Genomic DNA, 15,738 nt, shown 5'->3' on the forward strand with positions numbered 1-15,738 from the left:
GAGGGGAATCGCCAGGCCTTACGCGGCGAGCGCGTAGGGCTTGATCTCGCCGTTGAGATAGAGGTTGCGGGCCTTGGCGCGGCTGAGCTTGCCCGAGCTGGTGCGCGGCAGGGTGCGCGGCGGGACGAGTTCGATCACGCAGTTCATGCCGGTCACCGAGCGGACGCGCTCGCGGATCTCGTCGCGCAGGCGCAAGCGCTCCTGCTCGTCCGAGGTGCGGCACTGCACCAGCACCGCCGGCGTCTCCTCGCCGCCCGGGGTGGTGATCGCGAAGGCGGCGACGTCGCCCTGCTTGAACGCCGGCAGCTGCTCCACGGCCCATTCGATGTCCTGGGGCCAGTGGTTCTTGCCGTTGATGATGATCATGTCCTTGGCGCGGCCGACGATGTAGATATAGCCTTCGCTGATATACCCCATGTCGCCGGTGTCGAGCCAACCGTCCTTCAGGCAGGCGTCGGTCGCCTCGGGGTCGCGGAAATAGCCGACCATCACGCTCGGTCCCTTGCACCAGACCTTGCCGATCGCCTTTTCGGGAAGCGGCGTGCCGTCTTCCTCGCGGATCTCGATCGTCATGTCGCGTGCGGGAACGCCGCAATTGACGATGGCGCGGAAGCGCTGCGGTCGGTCGCCGCGGGCGACTTCGCCGCCGGAAAGCTGGGTTTCCTCGACCAGCTCGACCATGATGCCTTCGCCCGGCGGCATGATCGAGACGGCGAGGGTGGCTTCCGCCAGGCCGTAGCTCGGCAGGAAGGCACTGGCCTTGAAGCCCGCATCGGCGAAGGCGTCGACGAACGACTGCATCACGTCCGGGCGGATCATGTCGGCGCCGTTGCCGGCGACGCGCCAGCGGCTGAGGTCGAAACGGTCGCTGGCCTTGGTCTGGCTCGACATGCGGCGGGCGCAGATGTCGTAGCCGAAGGTCGGCGAATAGCTGAGCGTGTTGCCCTGGTTGCGGCTGATCAGGTCGAGCCAGGCGAGCGGGCGCCGGGCGAAATCCTCGGTCTTGAGATAGTCGGTCGAGACCTGGTTGGCGACGACCGAGAGCAGGCAGCCGACCAGGCCCATGTCATGGTACCAGGGCAGCCACGAGACGCAGCGATCGCCATCGGTCACGTTCATGCCATGGCTGTGCGCCGCCAGGTTGTTGAGCAGGGCATGGTGGGTGATCACCACGCCGTGCGGGAAGCGAGTCGAGCCGCTCGAATATTGCAGATAGGCGATGTCGGTCGTCTTCGCCTCGGGCAGCTGCGTCGGCGCCGCGTCGCGCTGGACGAACTCGGACCAGTCCACGCCCGGCACGCCCCGGCCGCGCGCGGCCTCGGCGCACATCGCGCCGATCTCGGGCGGGAAGAGCAGCATCGAGGGGTCGCAGCTCTGCAGCTGGACGGTGAGCTGGTCGATATAGGACTGGGCGCCGCCGAAGCTGGTCGGCAGCGGCAGCGGCACCGGCCAGGCGCCGGCATAGATCACCCCGAAGAACAGCGAGGCGAATTCGGCGCCCGTCTCCGCGATCAGCGCGATGCGATCCTCGGGCTTCACGCCCGCGGCGATCAGGCGCCAGGCCTGCTTCAACGCATCCTCGCGCAGCTCCGCGAAGGGATAGGGGCGCACGAGATTGCCGCGCGCATCGTGGAAATTGAGCCCGCGCTTGCCCTTGGCGGCATAGTCCAGCGCTTCGCCCAGCGTTTCGAAATCCGCAAGGCGACGCGGCAGGCTGTCATCGGTAGGCGTAGGCGCGAGCGTTCCCGCTTCCTTTTCTGCCTCGAGCGATCCCGTAACGTCCAATACCATTCTTTATTCCGTGCCCCTGCGTGGTAGCCAACGTCGTGCCCCCACGACGAATTTTTTGAGGCTAGCCTCTGCTACGCACTGTCGTTCAAAATCGGTTGCCACTGTGGCACAATCATGGCGCATGCCCGCCCAGAGACGCCCCCTCCCACCGCTGAATAGCGCCGATCTGGAGCGTTATGCGCTCCGCTATGTCGAACGTTACGCTACGACAAGGGCCAAACTTGCGATCTATCTGTCCCGAAAACTGCAGGAGCGCGGCTGGGACGGAGAAAAATCCCCCGATCCGGAGGCTTTGGCCGAACGCATGGCCGAGCTCGGCTATGTCGACGACCGGCTCTATGCCGAATCCAAGGCCGGGGCGATGGCGCGGCGCGGATTGGGCGCCCGCCGGGTGCGCGAGGCGCTGCGGTTCGCCGGCGTGGAGGAGGAGGATGCCGCCGCGCTGGCGCCGGCGATCGCGGCGGAAGGCCTTGCGAGCGCGATCGCCTTTGCCCGGCGCAGGCGCATCGGCCCCTATGCCCGCGAAGCCGCGGACCGGCCGCTGCAGGAGAAGCAGATGGCTGCGATGATCCGTGCCGGGCATGCGCCGGGACTGGCCCGCGCGATCGTCCGCATGGCGCCGGGGGACGACCCGGAAACCATGCTCGGCGAGGCTTGATGCCAGATCGGCAACAAAGGCAATTCCATTTATGGAAAATACCATGTTAATGTGACCCTTCGGGGGAACAGGAAATGCGTGCTGACCAACAGGTTGCGCAGAACGACTATACAGACACGCCGAACGATAACGGGGGGATTGGCGAGGACCCGGTGGATGAGAACCAGGTCTTTGCCGGTGTCGTGAAATGGTTCGACGTTACGCGGGGATTCGGCTTTCTGGTCGCCGATGACGCTGCCGTGGGCGACATCCTGATCCACTTCACCGTGCTCCAGGATCATGGCCGCCGCTCGCTGCCCGAGGGGGCTCGGGTGGAGTGTACGGCGGTGCAGCGCCAGCGGGGGCTGCAGGCGCGCGAGATCCTTTCGATCGATCTCAGCCAGGCGGTCGAGGCACCCAAGCGACAGGCCGACCGGGCCGACCGGGTGAAGCTGATCGCCACTGCCGGCCCGTTCGAGCCGGTGACGGTGAAATGGTTCAATCGCCTCAAGGGCTATGGATTCCTCGTGCGCGAATCCGACTCGGCCGATATATTCGTCCATATGGAGACGTTGCGCCGTGCCGATATCGAGGAGGTCGAGCCTGGCCAGTCGCTCAGCGCGCGCATCGTCGATGGCGAAAAGGGGCCGCTCGCCGTGGCGGTCGAAAGGACCGGCTGAGACGATGAAGTTCCTGCGTGGGTGGGGAGCGGCGCTCGCCGCTTCCGTGCTGCTCGTCTCCGGTGCGTGCCAGGGTGAGGCGGAGACCGGGCCGCCTGCGGTGCAGGCTGCGCGGAAGATCGACGTGACGGTCGACAGCGCCAATGGCCCGCACGTCTTCCATGTCGAACTCGCCCGCACCACCGCCGAGCAGGAGCGCGGGCTGATGTTCCGCACCAATATTCCGCAGGACGGCGGCATGCTCTTCGCGCCCTATCCGGCCGACGGCCCGCCGCGCGAGGCGAGCTTCTGGATGAAGAACACGCCCACCGCGCTCGACATCCTGTTCATCCGCGAGGACGGCACGATCGCCCGGATCGGCGAGAATGCGGTGCCGTTCTCGGAGGAGAATGTGAAATCGGGCGAGCCGGTGGCCGCGGTGCTCGAGATCAATGCGGGCGTCTCGGCGAAGCTCGGCATCCGGGCCGGCGACAAGGTGCGCTGGGCGAAGCAGTAAGCATTGCCTCTCCGCGCGCTCCCCGCTAATCCGCGCCCATGGGTCTCAATCTCAATCCCTTCACCTGGTGGAACGGCGCCACCTTCGGCACCTGGATGGGCCTGCGCGGCAAGACGCGCGTGGGCGAGGACGATCTGGGCAACGTCTATTACGAGGGCGGCCAGGATCCCAACGGCATCCCGCGCCGCTGGGTGATCTACAACGGCTCGAACGACGCGAGCCGGGTGCCGCCGGAATGGTTCAGCTGGCTGCACCACCAGATCGATTCGGCGCCGGACCAGGCGCTGCCGGCGCCCAAGGCGTGGGAGAAGCCCGCCGAGATGAACCTGACCGGTTCGCAGCTCGCCTACCGTCCGAGCGGCGCGCTGGAGAAGGGTGGGCATCGTGCCCGCGCCACCGGCGACTACGAGGCCTGGACTCCCGGCGCATGATCCGTTGCCGCGCCGGAGCCGCCGCGGCCGGGCTGCTGCTCGCTCTCGGCGCCTGTTCGGGCAGTGGCGGCGGTCCCACGAACAATTCGGTTTCGGACCAGATCGTCACCGGCGGCGGCGATTCGGACAAGGCGGCGGCCGACGTGATCACCGTCGATCGCGACGGCAAGGCGATCGAGGATGCGGCGGCGACGCCGATGAAGGACCGCGTCGCGGTGCTCGGCATCCTCAACAAGCGCAACGGCGAAGCGCGCGAATTCAAGCTGAAGCCGGGCCAGGCGGTGCGGATCGGCGATGTGATCGTCCGCCTCAGGGCCTGCGACAAGACCGCGCCCTGGGAGGCGGACCAGCTCACCGGCGCCTTCGTGCAGGTCGATGTGCTCGAACTCGACAAGCAATGGCACCGCGTCCATTCGGGCTGGCTGTTCGCGGAACGCCCGGCGCTCAACGTCGTCCAGCATCCGATCTACGACGTCTGGCCCAAGAGCTGCGCGATGACCTTCCGTGACAGCGGGCCCGACACGGTGCCCGCGCCCGCGGCGGGCGGCAGCGGATCGGGCAATGCGTCGAGCGCGAAGAAGTCGCCGTCGACCGAAGGCGCGCCGACGGAAAGCCCGGCCGCCGAGTCGCCCAGCGCACCGGCCAGCAACGCGACATAGTCGTCACGGGGGATCTCGACCGCGCCCAGCGTGGTGAGATGCTCGGTGATGAACTGGCAATCGAGCAGCGTGAACCCGCCGGCGCCGAGCCGCGCGACGAGGTGCGCGAAGGCCACTTTCGAGGCATTGGGGACGCGGGTGACCATCGATTCCCCGAAGAACGCCCGGCCCAGCGCCAGGCCGTACAGGCCGCCGGCGAGCGTATCGCCGTCCCAGCATTCGAGCGAATGGGCGAAGCCGCGGCGATGCAGCTCGAGGAAGACCCGTTCGATCGGGCCGTTGATCCAGGTATCCGGCCGGTCGGCGGCGCTTTCCGCGCATAGCCGGATGATGTGCTCGAACGCGGTATCGGCGGTCAGGCGGAAGCGGCCGGACTGGATGACCTTCCTGAGCGAGCGGGAAAGGTGGAAGCCGTTCAACGGCAGCACGCCGCGCAGCTTGGGCTCGACCCAGTAGACGCTGGCCGCGCCGCGATGATCGGCCATGGGAAAGACGCCCATGGCATAGGCGCGCAGCACCAGGTCCGGATCCAGCTCCTGCTGGGGCGGCTGGGCGCGGCTCAACGCTTCTTGCCCGCCAGCCGGCGCTCGATCGCTTGCCACAGCCCGGCAAAGGCCTGGGCGCCAAGGGTGCGGGGGGCATAGTCGCCCACCGCGGCGCGATGCACGCTCATCGCCTCGACGATGCTCGCCATCGGGATCACGGGCCAGTCGGGGCGCGCGGCCACAGCCTCGACATGGAGCTTCCGCCGGCGATCGACCATCGAATGGACCGGCATCAGCGGCACCTTGCCCCCCTTGCGGGCGAGATGCGCCGAGACTTCCTCGAAGGCACGGGTGGAGAGCGGGGAGGGGATCACCGGCACGACGATCAGATCGGCGGCGCGCATCACCTGCTCGCTGGTCTCGGTCAGGCCGGGCGGGCAATCGAGCAGCATCCGATCATAGGCCCGGTCGAGCTCGGCAAGCAGCTTGGCCAGCCGCTTCTTCTTGTCGAGTTCGTGGAACGTCAGGTCGAGGCCGCGCAGCGACGTGTCCGCACCGATCAGGTCGAGCCGTTCGGTGCCGGTGTGCTGGACCAGCTTGGCCGGCGCCACGTCCTTGGTGAAGATCGCCTGGGCCTGGTCGCGGGTCTTGCCCTGCGGCTCGACCAGGAAGGTGGAGGCGGCCTGGGGATCGAGATCCCAGAGCAGGGTGCGGCGCGCGGAGAGAGTGGCGGAGGCCCAGGCGAGGTTCACCGCCAGCGTCGTCTTACCGACGCCGCCCTTCAGGCTGTAGATCGCGACTGTCGCCACCCGGATTCGCTCCCTTCGCCTTCAAGCCTCGCATGAAAAAGGGCCGGCGGGAATGCCCGCCGACCCCTGGATGAAAACACTCGGTGCCGCGATCAGGCGTGGCAGGCGCGCGAGCCCTTGCCCGGAATCTCGATCGTGGCGTTCTTGGCGGTGCCGGTGACCTTGTAGCCGCCGTCGGCGACGAAGGGCTGGCCGGCTTCCGGCGCCTTGAGCATCTTGCCCGGGCCGTCCTTGGCCTCCTTGATCAGGACCTGCTTGTCGCCCTTGTAGAAGTCGGCGAACACGACGGTGTTGTCCTTGCAGCGCATCGAGACCGACGAAGCGATCGACGGCGGCAGCTCGACCTTAGGGGCGTTCTTCAGCGCTTCGGCCTGGGGGTCGGGCGCGGTGCCCGTGACTTCCTCGGGCTTGTTCTCACAGGCCGCGAGCGACAGGAGCACGGCGGCGGCGGCAAAAAAGGGGGCTTTCTTCATAGCGGGCAGGAGCTTTCGTTCACCATGCAAGAATCGTCAAGCGATTCGTGTTATAGAGTTACATTCCAATTGTGCGGTGCGGTATCACGTCTGGAATATTGCGATCCGATGACAGACACCGATGTCATTCATGGAATTCGCTCATTTCCGGAATACGTCCGAAAGCGATCTTTGTCCCTACCCGGTCGATTCTGCCGCCGTGCAACGGGCCGACCGAAACGGCGTTGCGGCCGAACCTATGGTTAATCCGGTCCATCGCACGGCTGAGCGCCAGCGTGCGGGTCTCGCGGGCCAGCGGATCGTTCGGATCGAGCGCGGCGAAGAGCGAGCCCTGTTCGCCCTCCACCGCCGTGATTTCGCAGAGCGTCACGCCCACCATGCGCAGCCGGAAGCCGCCGGGCCGGCCACGCCCCGCTTCGGCCAGGCGGGGGAAGAGCTGGTCGAGCGCATGGAGGATGACGAAGCTGTCCTGCGTGTCCGGCAGGCGGATCGACGCGCGCCAGCCGGACTTGTCGTCCTCGAACTTGCCGTGGAGCACCAATAGCCGGGCGCGATAGCCCTTGCGGCGCAGGCGGCTGGCCGCCTTGAGCGCCAGGCGGCGCGCGGTGAGCCGGGTGGGCTCGAGCCCGCGCTTCTGCGGGCTGAGCACATGGCTGTGCCCGATCGTGCGGCTCTGCGTCGGCTTGTCGGGCAGCTCGACGCCGTGGAGCAGATACCAGAGCCGGTCGCCATTGACGCCGCCCCAGGCATTGCCCGCGTCGCGCGGGCGGCGCTCGCAATATTGGCGGATGTCGAGGATGCCGTCCTGCGCCAGCCGCTTCTCCATCTTGGCGCCGATGCCCGCGATCTCGCGCAGGCGCAGCGGATAGAGGCATTGGGGGAGCTTGTCCGCCGTCAACACCACCAGGCCGTCGGGCTTCTGCATGTCGGAGGCGAGCTTGGCGAGGAGACGGTTCGGCGCGATGCCCACCGAACTGGTGAGGCATTCGCCGACATGCATGCGGATTCCCGCCTTGATCCGGTGCGCGAGCGCCACCGCGGCCGCCGGATCATTCTCGTTGTCGAGAAGCCGGCAGGCGACTTCGTCGATCGAGCAGACATGCGTGACGGGGACGTGCTTCCAGATTTCGGCGAGGACAGCCTCGTGGAACTCGACATATTTCTCGTGCCGGGCGGGGGTGATCCGCAGATCCCGGCACAGGCGCTTGGCCTCCCAGACCGGCGTGCCGGTGGAAATGCCGTACCGCTTCGCCTCGACCGAGGCGGCGATGGCGACGGTCGTGTCGCTGTCCACCGGCGCGACGATCACCGGGTGGCCGCGCAGATCGGGGTTCAGCTGCTGCTCGACGCTGGCGAAATAGGAATTGAGATCGAGATAGAGCCAGCGCAGCGGCCGGGGCGGGAAGGCGAGGATCGGCGCCGGATGCGCATGAACCGTACGGTGCGGGGCCCCGGTTTCGCTCTCCTCGAGCGCCGGCGAGGGCGGCGAAGGGGTGGCGGCAAGGCGACTCGCGTCGGTCATGGATTGGAACAATATAGGAACATTGTCTTGCATGACAGCGGGAATAGGGAGCTTGGAGCGGGGCTCGTGGCTTGACCCGGCGGGCGCGGCCCGTGCAGGGTCGCGGCCGAGGGAGGATGGTAAATGCGCGCATTCGCCATTGCCAGTTTGCTCGTGCTTGCGGGCTGCGGATCGAAGGAAAAGACCGAGGCGCCGGCGGCCAGGCCGAGCCCCGTCGGGCCGCGGCTGGGCGAAGTGCCGCTGGATCAGCCGCTACGCGCCACGGACAACGCGCTGACCTGGTCGCTCGAGGTCGCGCCCGGATCGATCACGCTCACGCGCTTCGCCGGGCGCGGAACCGAGGGCAGCGTGACGCAATTCTACCCGGTCTCGCCGCAGGTCCAGGAGGGGAAGGCGGTGTGGACCACCAAGGACGTCGCGGGCACGCCGGTGACGATCACTTTCACCGGTGCGCGTTGCATCGAAGGCGGCGATCCGGCGATCGAGCGGCCGCTCACGGCGGATATCCGCATCGGCGACAAGCAGCTCCATGGCTGCGCGGGCGCACGGCCGGCGGACGGGCTGAATTCGCAGCCGGCGGCGGAGAATGTCGCCGACAATATGGCCGTGCCAGAGGATGCGGTGGTGAACCGGCGCCAGGCTGAGGGCCCAGAACGCCCTTGAACCTATGTCCGTCGTCCCCGCCTGCGCGGGATGACAAGTTGGTGTCAGGCAAACGGGTGCCGCGGCCCGGCCTCAAAGGGGGGGGAAGGCCGGGCCGCGGCGGCCGGCGGCGCCCTGGATCGCCGCCGGATGCGGGGAGCTAGAGCGCCCGGTCTTTGTCGCTGCGTTCCGTCGAAGCGGTGCGCGCCTGGGTGTTTGCGAGGTCGACCAGGCGCAGGAACTCGCTCCGCCACCAGGCTTGCTGGCTGAAGCCCCATTGCCTGCCGGCGAGGCGCCTGACGTCGGTATAGCCCCAGTCTCCGAGCAGGTCGTCGCCGCGCAGTTTCTGCGCGAAGCCCGCCACCGCCACCGCAAAGGCCAGGTCGCCGCGCGGCGCCGGTGCGTTCCGCAACTGGCCGGCGTCGACCGGCCGGGTGATCAGGCGCGAGGCGCCGCCCTCGGGGAGCTTGTAGCGCAGCCGCACCTGGGCGAGTTCGCCATTCGCCGTGCCCGTGCCCTGGCCTTCCTCGGGCCGGCGATTGGCGGCGAAATGGCGGTCGGGCAGCCAGCCCCTGGCGCCGGCGGGAACGATCTCGTAGATCGCGGTCACCTGATGCCCGGCGCCGATGTCGCCTGCATCCACCTTGTCGTTCTGGAAATCCTGCTCGCGCAGCGCGCGATTCTCATAGCCGATCAGGCGATACTGGCTCACCGCCGCCGGGTTGAACTCCACCTGGACCTTCACATCCTTCGCGATGGTGAAGAGGGTGGAGGCCAGCTCGGTGTCGAGCACCTTCCGTGCCTCGTCGATCCCGTCGACATAGGCATAGTTGCCGTTCCCCTTGTCGGCGATCGACTCCATCATCGCATCGTTGAGATTGCCTTGGCCGAAGCCGAGCACGGTGAGGGTGATGCCGTCGTCGCGGTTCTTCTCGATCAGCTGTTCGAGCTGGGTCTGGTCGGTAGTGCCGACGTTGAAATCGCCGTCGCTGGCGAGGATCACGCGATTGACCCCGTCTTCGCGGAAATTCCGCCGCGCCATCGCATAGGCGAGCGCGATCCCTTCGCCGCCGGCCGTGGAGCCGCCCGCGCTGAGATCGCTCAGCGCCGCCCGGACCTCGGCGGGGCTGGAGGTCGGCTCGAGCACCACGCCGGCCGCCCCGGCATAGACGACGATCGAGACATGGTCGCCGGCCTTCATATTGTCCGCGACCATGCCGAGCGCGCGCTTCACGAGCGGCAGCTTGTCCGGTTCGTCCATCGATCCCGAGACGTCGACGAGGAAGACGAGATTGGCCGGCGGACGCTGGGCGCGGCTCAGGTCGTAGCCGCGCAGGCCGATGCGCAGCAGCCGCGTCTCGGGGTTCCACGGCGTCTGCGCTACATCGGTGGTGATGCTGAACGGCGCGGCCCGATCCTGGGGCAGGGGATAGTCGTAGCGGAAATAGTTGATCAGTTCCTCGGCACGAACGGCGTCCTTCGGCGGAAGCTGGCCCTGGGTGAGGAAGCGCCGGACATTGGCATAGGCGGCGGTGTCGACGTCGACCGCGAAGGTGGAGACCGGTTCCTGCGCGACGGCGCGGACCGCGGCCACATCGTTCCGCGCATAGCGCTCCGCATTTTCGGGAGCCGCAGCCTGGTCCGCCTCCGCCATTTCCCGCGGGGCGGACTGGTAGCTGGTCGTGCTGCCCTGCTGGCTGTTGCAGCCGGCCAGAAGGACGGCGGGAATGGCGACGGAAATCAGGAAGCTGGCACGCATGCATTCTCTCCTTGCCCGGATATTGCCTCAATCTTGCCGCAAATGTGGCATGATTGTGGCGAAAGCGGCGGAAAGCGGCAAGCGGAAAATTCACAGCGTTTTAATGGGATTATTCGACCAGGCTGCGCAGCGCCTCCCAGTGCGGCAGCTTCTTCTCGAAGCCGATGGTGTGGAGCGGGCTCGACGAGGGCAGCGCGACGATCGCGTAGCGCGCTGCGGCGCTGCCCAATTGCCGCGACCCGGTGCGGAATGCGGTGCCGCCGTTGAAGGCGATCGCGCGCAGATCGGGCAGAGTCGCGGCCAGTGCGGCGATGTCATGCCCTTCGACGTCGCGCAGCGCCGCGTCGGTGCTGCCCATGCGCCGCGCGCTGGCGACGACGTCCCACAGGCCGATATGCGCATCGAGCAGGGCGGCAAGGCGGGCGTCATAGTCGAGCGCGGCAAGGTCGCGGCCGGCGGCGGGGGAGGCCAGGCGCCAGAACTGGTTCTGCGGATGGGCATAATAGCGCTGCTCGGCGAGCGAACGCTCCCCGGGGAGCGAGCCGAGGACGAGCAGGCGGACATGGGCATCGACCACCGGCGGGAAGCTGTGCTTGCGCGGATCCATCAAGCGGGGTTAGCCTCTCGCCATGGCAGGCACCATCACCACCTATCGCGACTTCTGGCCCTTCTATCTTCGCGAGCATGCGAAGCCGAGCACGCGGGCGCTCCATTATGTGGGCACGATCCTGACGCTCTGGTTCCTGCTGCTGGCGCTGGGCGGTGCCGGCCTGTGGTGGTTCGCGGCGATTCCGCTGGCCGGCTATGGCTTTGCCTGGGCCGCGCATTTCGGCGTCGAGAAGAACCGGCCGGCGACCTTCACCTATCCGCTCTGGTCGCTGGTCTCGGACTATCGGATGTTCTTCCTGTGGTTCGCGGGGAAGCTGGACGCGCATCTCCAGCGGGCGGGCGTGCCGGCCTAGCCATTGGCGAGCACCCGGCCGCCCAGCCGGGCAAGCGCCGCGCCGAGCGGGCTGCAGGGATAGGGCATCGGTTCCGACAGGAATATCAGGTCGGCGGCGCCGTCGTGCTCCGAGGCGAGCGCGGCGATCGGCTCGGCGATCTCGAAAGCGAGGCTGGTGGACGGATGCGCGTCGATCTCGGCTTGCCGGCGGGCATGGCGGATGCCGGCGGTCCACAGGGAGACGCCGCGCCCTTCGATCGCAACGAAGCCCAGCGCGCGGGCCGTTTCGGCGGCGCCGAGCAGGCGGCTGCCATCGGCGCAGTCGAGATCGAGCATGCGCACCGCGCGGTGGCCATGGTTGCGGAACTCGGCGAGCGCCCTGGCGATGCGCGCGTCGGCGGGGGCGTGTCGCGATCCCTCGGGTTCGCTCGACAGCCCCGCGCGGCGCAACAGGCCGCCGAGCGAGAATTGCGTGGCCATCATTGGTCCTTCTCCTGAATGGCGCGCCGGATCCCTAGCGACAGGGATCCCGGAATCCGGCGATGGGATGGGGCGTTTCGCTGCGCGGCAGGCGGAGCAGCGCGGCGAGGGCGAGGGTGAGCGCGAGAAGCGCGGTCATGGCCGGGCATCAGTGCGACAGGATCGAATGGAGCGGCGTGGTGGCGAGCACCATGCGGGCGCCGGGAAAGGCCCGGCATTCGGACAGGGCGAAGCGGACCGCCGCATCGCGCGAGCGGAACAGGCCCTCGAGCAATCCGCCCTCTTCCTGCACCACCCAATGGCCCTGGCTGTCCTGGCCGACGCGCAGGACATGTTCGGAACGCGAAACCATATGCACTCCCCGGATGTGGAACGGAGCGCGAGATAGGGGGCTTCCCCGTTAAGCTTCGAGACGAATTTCGTCCGCCCGCATAAGGGTTCCGTAAAGGCGGAAAGCCCGGCTTCGCCATGCCCTGCCAGCGCTTGCTTGCGGCGCGGCGGAAAGCGCTCCATCTAGCGGCCATGCATTCGACATCCGATACGCTGGCACTGATCGGCAACACGCCCCTGGTGCGCCTGAAGGGGCCGAGCGAAGCCACGGGCTGCGAGATCTACGGCAAGTGCGAGTTCGCCAATCCCGGCGCGTCGGTGAAGGACCGGGCGGCGCTGTTCATCGTCAAGGACGCCGAGGAGCGCGGGCTGATCGGTCCGGGCGGCTGCATCGTCGAGGGGACGGCGGGCAATACCGGCATCGGCCTGGCGCTGGTCGCCAACGCCAAGGGCTATCGCACGATCATCGTGATGCCCGAGACCCAGAGCCGCGAGAAGATGGACACGCTGCGCGCGCTCGGCGCCGAGCTGGTGCTGGTGCCGGCGGCGCCCTATTCGAACCCGGGCCACTTCGTGCACACCTCCCGGCGGATCGCCGAGGAGACGCCCAATGCGATCTGGGCCAACCAGTTCGACAATACCGCCAACCGCAAGGCGCATATCGTCGGCACCGCCGAGGAGATCTGGGCGCAGATGGACGGGCGGATCGACGGTTTCACCTGCGCGGCGGGTACCGGGGGCACGATCGCCGGCGTCGGGCTGGGGCTCAAGGCCAGGGACGAGAATGTCTGCATCGCGCTCAGCGATCCGCACGGCGCGGCGCTCTACAGCTATTATGCGTGCGGCGAGCTGAAGGCCGAGGGCAGCTCGGTCGCCGAAGGCATCGGCCAGGGGCGGATCACCGGCAATCTCGAGGGCGCGCCGATCGATGCGCAGTTCCGCATCTCCGACGAGGAGGGATTGGCGTGGGTCGAGCGGCTGCTCAAGGAAGAAGGGCTCTGCCTGGGCCTGTCCTCGGGAATCAACGTGGCCGGCGCGGTGCGGCTGGCGCGTGAGCTGGGACCGGGCAAGCGCATCGCGACGATCCTGTGCGACACGGGTTTTCGTTACCTTTCAACGCTCTACAGTGCAGAATGGCTCGCATCCAAGGGATTGCCGGTCCCGGAGTGGCTCGTACAAGAGTGAACGCCCCATCTTGGCAACGGGGCAGTTCGGCGTTACATTTATGCAACAGATATGAGCGTGGGTTCGCCTGATACCGCCCAGACGATGCAACGTATCTACGTTGGTCTGACGGGGCTCGCCGTGGTTACGGTGCTGATCGTGCTGGCGAGCGCGGTCGTCGCATGGCGTGCGAACGACATGCCGGTCTCCGCGGTCGGCGCTTCCAACTCGGCCGTCGTCGCCAACATGACGGCCCTGGGCAATTCGTTGGGCGAGAAGACCAAGGAAGAGCCGCTCGCCGAACTGGGCGCGGCGCCCAGTACCACCTCGACCGAGAAGGTCGATGCCGCGGCGATCGCGCGCCGGCAGCAGGAAGCCCAGCAGAACGGCGAGGCGCGCTGATCTCGGCTGCCCCTGCGGCCCCGGAGATTTGGCCCCACCGGCGCAGGGAAATCGCCCGGGTTCCTCGCCCGCAGTGACGCGGCGGGCATGGGGCGGCTCGACTGTCCACAATTTCCTTGCGGCTCGCGCCTGAAACGCCTTGAATCCCGGGAAAATCGGTTGACGCACACCCGTTTTCACGGCGACTCGCTGGATTTCTGCGGTTTCCTGCAAGCATGAGGCTGGTTGGGCGAAAAGGCTTTTGCTAGGCATGGAGCAGGAAAAGCGGGGAAATTGCGTCACTTGGCGATTTCCCGGGATCGGGCGGGATTGCGCCCCACTTTCCGGAATTATCCGTAGCGATTGGGTTCATTTACGGAGGCGTTGTTGAAACAAACAAAGAACAAAAGCCGATTCTAAGTAAAACACCGCCGAAAATCGGGGCTTGGTGGGGCAAATTCCCGCTCTATCCCCAATTCTCCCGTTGTATCCCCGAGCGCTTGTTGGTAAAACGAGATGCTTAAAGGGGGCACACCCTTTTCACCGTCATTTGAAGCGCCGGGCCCGGCCGTGGGGGCTGATTCCGGAGACGGGGAAGCTGTGCCCATTGGGGTATTGGCGTGGCGGATAGGGAGCTCTTCGAGGGATTTGCGCTCCAGGCGGTGGACCAGAAGGGCCGCGTCGCCATCCCCGCCGACCTGCGCAACGCCGCCGAGCGCAATTCCGACATCCGCCAGATCGTCGTGGGCCTGCATCCCTATGATCCGTGCCTATCGGCGCACGACCTCTCCTGGTCCAAGGAGAAATATGAGCGGATCGACCGCAAGGAGCAGCAGGCTGCCGATCGCGGCGAGGATGCCGATTACAAGGCGAAGCGCCGTGCCTTCGGCCAGGTCGAGAAGGCGCCGTACGACGATTCCGGCCGTTTCGTGATCCCGCCCTTCTTCCGCATGAAGGCGGGCATCCAGAAATGGGCGCTGTTCTACGGCAGCGGCGAGACCTTCGACATCTGGGCGCCGGAGCGCCTGATGAGCGACGCGCAGGTGGACCCGACGCTGCGCGAGATCTGCGAGTATCTGTGCCAGGCGAAGGGAGTGAAGCTGTGAGCTCCCCTACCCAGCCGCATGTCCCGGTGCTGCTCGACGAAGTGGTCGACGGCCTCGCCCCTGTGCCCGGCGAGCGCCATGTCGACTGCACGTTCGGTGCCGGCGGCTACACCAACGCCATCCTCGAGCGGGGTGCCGAGGTGGCCGCCTTCGATCGCGACCCCCGTGCGATCGAGGGCGGCCAAACCCTCGTCTCCCATGCGGATGGCCGGCTGATCCTGATCGAGGCGCCGTTCAGCCAGCTGGAGGGCGAGCTCGAGCGGCGCGGCCTCGTGCCGGTCGACGGCGTGACGATGGACATCGGCGTCTCGTCGATGCAGCTCGACCAGGCCGAGCGCGGCTTCTCCTTCCAGCAGGAGGGGCCGCTCGACATGCGCATGGCCGGCGAGGGGATGACCGCGGCGGAGTGGCTGAATTCGGCCGACGAGGGCGAGATCGCCGACATACTCTATCAATATGGCGAGGAGCCGCGCGCGCGCCGCGTCGCGAGCGCGATCGTGCGCGCCCGGCCGCTGGTGACGACCACCGATCTCGCCAATGTCGTCCGCCGCGCGCTCGGCCACAAGCCGCACGACAAGAAGGATCCCTCGACCCGGACGTTCCAGGCGGTGCGCATCTTCATCAACCGCGAGCTCGACGAACTGGCCGAAGGGCTGGCCGCGGCCGAGCGGGTGCTCAAGCCCGGCGGCCGGCTGGCGGTGGTGACCTTCCACAGCCTGGAGGATCGCCTGGTGAAGCGCTTCCTGCGCGAGCGCAGCGGCAGCGAGCCCGCCGGCTCGCGCCACCGTCCCGCGGTCGGCCCGCGCGCCGAGCCCAGCTTCGAACCTCCCGCCAAGGCCGTGCGGCCGGGCGATGACGAGGTCGCCCGTAATCCGCGTGCCCGTTCGGCGACGCTGCGCGTGGCGCGGCGGACCGCGGCGGCGCCGTGGTCCAGTGAAGGAGTAGCGTGA

The 15,738-nt window shown here is 67.5% G+C and carries 19 protein-coding genes and 1 pseudogene; 11 read left to right on the forward strand and 9 right to left on the reverse strand.

The window, feature by feature from the left end; translation table 11 throughout:
• Positions 1-18 precede the first annotated feature (18 nt).
• Positions 19-1,791, reverse strand: a complete 1,773-nt coding sequence (locus CAP40_RS14975; RefSeq protein ID WP_086130337.1) for a fatty acyl-AMP ligase — start codon at positions 1,789-1,791, stop codon at positions 19-21.
• A gap of 304 nt (positions 1,792-2,095) precedes the next feature.
• Between CAP40_RS14975 and CAP40_RS14980 the strand changes: the two genes are divergently transcribed.
• The 5 genes and pseudogenes from CAP40_RS14980 to CAP40_RS20890 form a co-directional block, all read left to right on the forward strand.
• Positions 2,096-2,449, forward strand: coding sequence for a RecX family transcriptional regulator (locus tag CAP40_RS14980; protein WP_373384948.1), 354 nt, complete (start codon positions 2,096-2,098; stop codon positions 2,447-2,449).
• A gap of 74 nt (positions 2,450-2,523) precedes the next feature.
• A complete protein-coding gene (locus tag CAP40_RS14985) occupies positions 2,524-3,108 on the forward strand; it encodes a cold-shock protein (protein ID WP_086130339.1) in 585 nt (194 codons plus the stop codon).
• A gap of 4 nt (positions 3,109-3,112) precedes the next feature.
• Positions 3,113-3,604: a DUF192 domain-containing protein gene (locus CAP40_RS14990; protein WP_086130340.1), complete on the forward strand. Its 492-nt coding sequence runs from the start codon at positions 3,113-3,115 to the stop codon at positions 3,602-3,604.
• Positions 3,605-3,642: 38 nt separating this feature from the next.
• Positions 3,643-4,035 carry an NADH:ubiquinone oxidoreductase subunit NDUFA12 gene (locus CAP40_RS14995; protein ID WP_086130341.1) on the forward strand — a complete coding sequence of 131 codons (393 nt, stop codon included), beginning with the start codon at positions 3,643-3,645 and terminating at the stop codon, positions 4,033-4,035.
• 197 nt (positions 4,036-4,232) lie between these two features.
• Positions 4,233-4,466: pseudogene (locus CAP40_RS20890) on the forward strand (DUF2155 domain-containing protein); the annotation flags it as partial.
• Positions 4,467-4,501: 35 nt separating this feature from the next.
• On the opposite strand, the gene aat reads toward CAP40_RS20890, so the two are convergent.
• The 4 genes from aat to CAP40_RS15020 all read right to left on the reverse strand — a co-directional run bounded on the left by aat (position 4,502) and on the right by CAP40_RS15020 (position 7,983).
• Positions 4,502-5,257 carry a leucyl/phenylalanyl-tRNA--protein transferase gene (aat, locus tag CAP40_RS15005; RefSeq protein ID WP_086130342.1) on the reverse strand — a complete coding sequence of 252 codons (756 nt, stop codon included), beginning with the start codon at positions 5,255-5,257 and terminating at the stop codon, positions 4,502-4,504.
• Positions 5,254-5,988 carry a ParA family protein gene (locus CAP40_RS15010; protein ID WP_086130343.1) on the reverse strand — a complete coding sequence of 245 codons (735 nt, stop codon included), beginning with the start codon at positions 5,986-5,988 and terminating at the stop codon, positions 5,254-5,256. The genes aat and CAP40_RS15010 overlap by 4 nt, the downstream gene beginning before the upstream one ends.
• 92 nt (positions 5,989-6,080) lie before the next feature.
• Positions 6,081-6,461, reverse strand: a complete 381-nt coding sequence (locus CAP40_RS15015; protein WP_086130344.1) for a hypothetical protein — start codon at positions 6,459-6,461, stop codon at positions 6,081-6,083.
• Between the two features lie 124 nt (positions 6,462-6,585).
• Positions 6,586-7,983 (reverse strand): type VI secretion protein ImpB, encoded by a 1,398-nt coding sequence (locus tag CAP40_RS15020; RefSeq protein ID WP_086130345.1) that lies wholly within the window; start codon positions 7,981-7,983, stop codon positions 6,586-6,588.
• A gap of 123 nt (positions 7,984-8,106) precedes the next feature.
• Here CAP40_RS15020 and CAP40_RS15025 point away from each other — a divergent pair, with 123 nt between their 5' ends.
• Positions 8,107-8,646 (forward strand): hypothetical protein, encoded by a 540-nt coding sequence (locus CAP40_RS15025; protein WP_086130346.1) that lies wholly within the window; start codon positions 8,107-8,109, stop codon positions 8,644-8,646.
• Between the two features lie 139 nt (positions 8,647-8,785).
• Here the strand turns inward: CAP40_RS15025 and CAP40_RS15030 are convergent, their stop codons facing one another.
• Both CAP40_RS15030 and CAP40_RS15035 read right to left on the reverse strand, forming a co-directional pair.
• A complete protein-coding gene (locus CAP40_RS15030) occupies positions 8,786-10,384 on the reverse strand; it encodes a VWA domain-containing protein (protein ID WP_086130347.1) in 1,599 nt (532 codons plus the stop codon).
• 109 nt (positions 10,385-10,493) lie between these two features.
• A complete protein-coding gene (locus CAP40_RS15035) occupies positions 10,494-10,991 on the reverse strand; it encodes a DNA-deoxyinosine glycosylase (RefSeq protein WP_086130348.1) in 498 nt (165 codons plus the stop codon).
• 22 nt (positions 10,992-11,013) lie between these two features.
• Between CAP40_RS15035 and CAP40_RS15040 the strand changes: the two genes are divergently transcribed.
• Entirely contained in the window at positions 11,014-11,346 is a 333-nt protein-coding gene (locus CAP40_RS15040; protein ID WP_086130349.1) for a DUF962 domain-containing protein, read from the forward strand.
• Here CAP40_RS15040 and CAP40_RS15045 read toward each other — a convergent pair.
• Complete coding sequence (locus CAP40_RS15045; RefSeq protein ID WP_086130350.1) at positions 11,343-11,810, reverse strand: hypothetical protein; 468 nt, start codon at positions 11,808-11,810, stop codon at positions 11,343-11,345. The two genes, CAP40_RS15040 and CAP40_RS15045, sit on opposite strands and share 4 nt — an antisense overlap.
• A 145-nt stretch (positions 11,811-11,955) precedes the next feature.
• Positions 11,956-12,159, reverse strand: a complete 204-nt coding sequence (locus tag CAP40_RS15050; protein WP_086130351.1) for a hypothetical protein — start codon at positions 12,157-12,159, stop codon at positions 11,956-11,958.
• Positions 12,160-12,329: 170 nt separating this feature from the next.
• Between CAP40_RS15050 and CAP40_RS15055 the strand changes: the two genes are divergently transcribed.
• The 4 genes from CAP40_RS15055 to rsmH all read left to right on the forward strand — a co-directional run bounded on the left by CAP40_RS15055 (position 12,330) and on the right by rsmH (position 15,738).
• Positions 12,330-13,322, forward strand: coding sequence for a cysteine synthase A (locus CAP40_RS15055; protein WP_086130352.1), 993 nt, complete (start codon positions 12,330-12,332; stop codon positions 13,320-13,322).
• 84 nt (positions 13,323-13,406) lie between these two features.
• A complete protein-coding gene (locus CAP40_RS15060) occupies positions 13,407-13,703 on the forward strand; it encodes a hypothetical protein (protein ID WP_086130451.1) in 297 nt (98 codons plus the stop codon).
• A gap of 599 nt (positions 13,704-14,302) precedes the next feature.
• Entirely contained in the window at positions 14,303-14,788 is a 486-nt protein-coding gene (locus tag CAP40_RS15065) for a division/cell wall cluster transcriptional repressor MraZ (protein ID WP_086130353.1), read from the forward strand.
• Positions 14,785-15,738, forward strand: a complete 954-nt coding sequence (gene rsmH / locus CAP40_RS15070) for a 16S rRNA (cytosine(1402)-N(4))-methyltransferase RsmH (RefSeq protein WP_086130354.1) — start codon at positions 14,785-14,787, stop codon at positions 15,736-15,738. Before CAP40_RS15065 ends, rsmH begins: the two co-directional genes overlap by 4 nt.

It is taken from the genome of Sphingomonas sp. IBVSS2 (genome assembly GCF_002127225.1).
Taxonomy (GTDB): Bacteria; Pseudomonadota; Alphaproteobacteria; order Sphingomonadales; family Sphingomonadaceae; genus Sphingomonas.

Coding starts and splice junctions, on each gene's coding strand:
- CAP40_RS15060 (WP_086130451.1), top strand. CDS start 13,407: ATGCAACGTATCTACGTTGGTCTGACGGGGCTCGCCGTGGTTACGGTG.
- CAP40_RS14975 (WP_086130337.1), bottom strand. CDS start 1,791: ATGGTATTGGACGTTACGGGATCGCTCGAGGCAGAAAAGGAAGCGGGA.
- CAP40_RS15050 (WP_086130351.1), bottom strand. CDS start 12,159: ATGGTTTCGCGTTCCGAACATGTCCTGCGCGTCGGCCAGGACAGCCAG.
- CAP40_RS14985 (WP_086130339.1), top strand. CDS start 2,524: ATGCGTGCTGACCAACAGGTTGCGCAGAACGACTATACAGACACGCCG.
- CAP40_RS14995 (WP_086130341.1), top strand. CDS start 3,643: ATGGGTCTCAATCTCAATCCCTTCACCTGGTGGAACGGCGCCACCTTC.
- CAP40_RS14990 (WP_086130340.1), top strand. CDS start 3,113: ATGAAGTTCCTGCGTGGGTGGGGAGCGGCGCTCGCCGCTTCCGTGCTG.
- CAP40_RS15015 (WP_086130344.1), bottom strand. CDS start 6,461: ATGAAGAAAGCCCCCTTTTTTGCCGCCGCCGCCGTGCTCCTGTCGCTC.
- CAP40_RS15040 (WP_086130349.1), top strand. CDS start 11,014: ATGGCAGGCACCATCACCACCTATCGCGACTTCTGGCCCTTCTATCTT.
- CAP40_RS15030 (WP_086130347.1), bottom strand. CDS start 10,384: ATGCGTGCCAGCTTCCTGATTTCCGTCGCCATTCCCGCCGTCCTTCTG.
- CAP40_RS15055 (WP_086130352.1), top strand. CDS start 12,330: ATGCATTCGACATCCGATACGCTGGCACTGATCGGCAACACGCCCCTG.
- CAP40_RS15020 (WP_086130345.1), bottom strand. CDS start 7,983: ATGACCGACGCGAGTCGCCTTGCCGCCACCCCTTCGCCGCCCTCGCCG.
- CAP40_RS15045 (WP_086130350.1), bottom strand. CDS start 11,810: ATGATGGCCACGCAATTCTCGCTCGGCGGCCTGTTGCGCCGCGCGGGG.
- CAP40_RS15025 (WP_086130346.1), top strand. CDS start 8,107: ATGCGCGCATTCGCCATTGCCAGTTTGCTCGTGCTTGCGGGCTGCGGA.
- CAP40_RS14980 (WP_373384948.1), top strand. CDS start 2,096: ATGGCCGAGCTCGGCTATGTCGACGACCGGCTCTATGCCGAATCCAAG.
- CAP40_RS15035 (WP_086130348.1), bottom strand. CDS start 10,991: ATGGATCCGCGCAAGCACAGCTTCCCGCCGGTGGTCGATGCCCATGTC.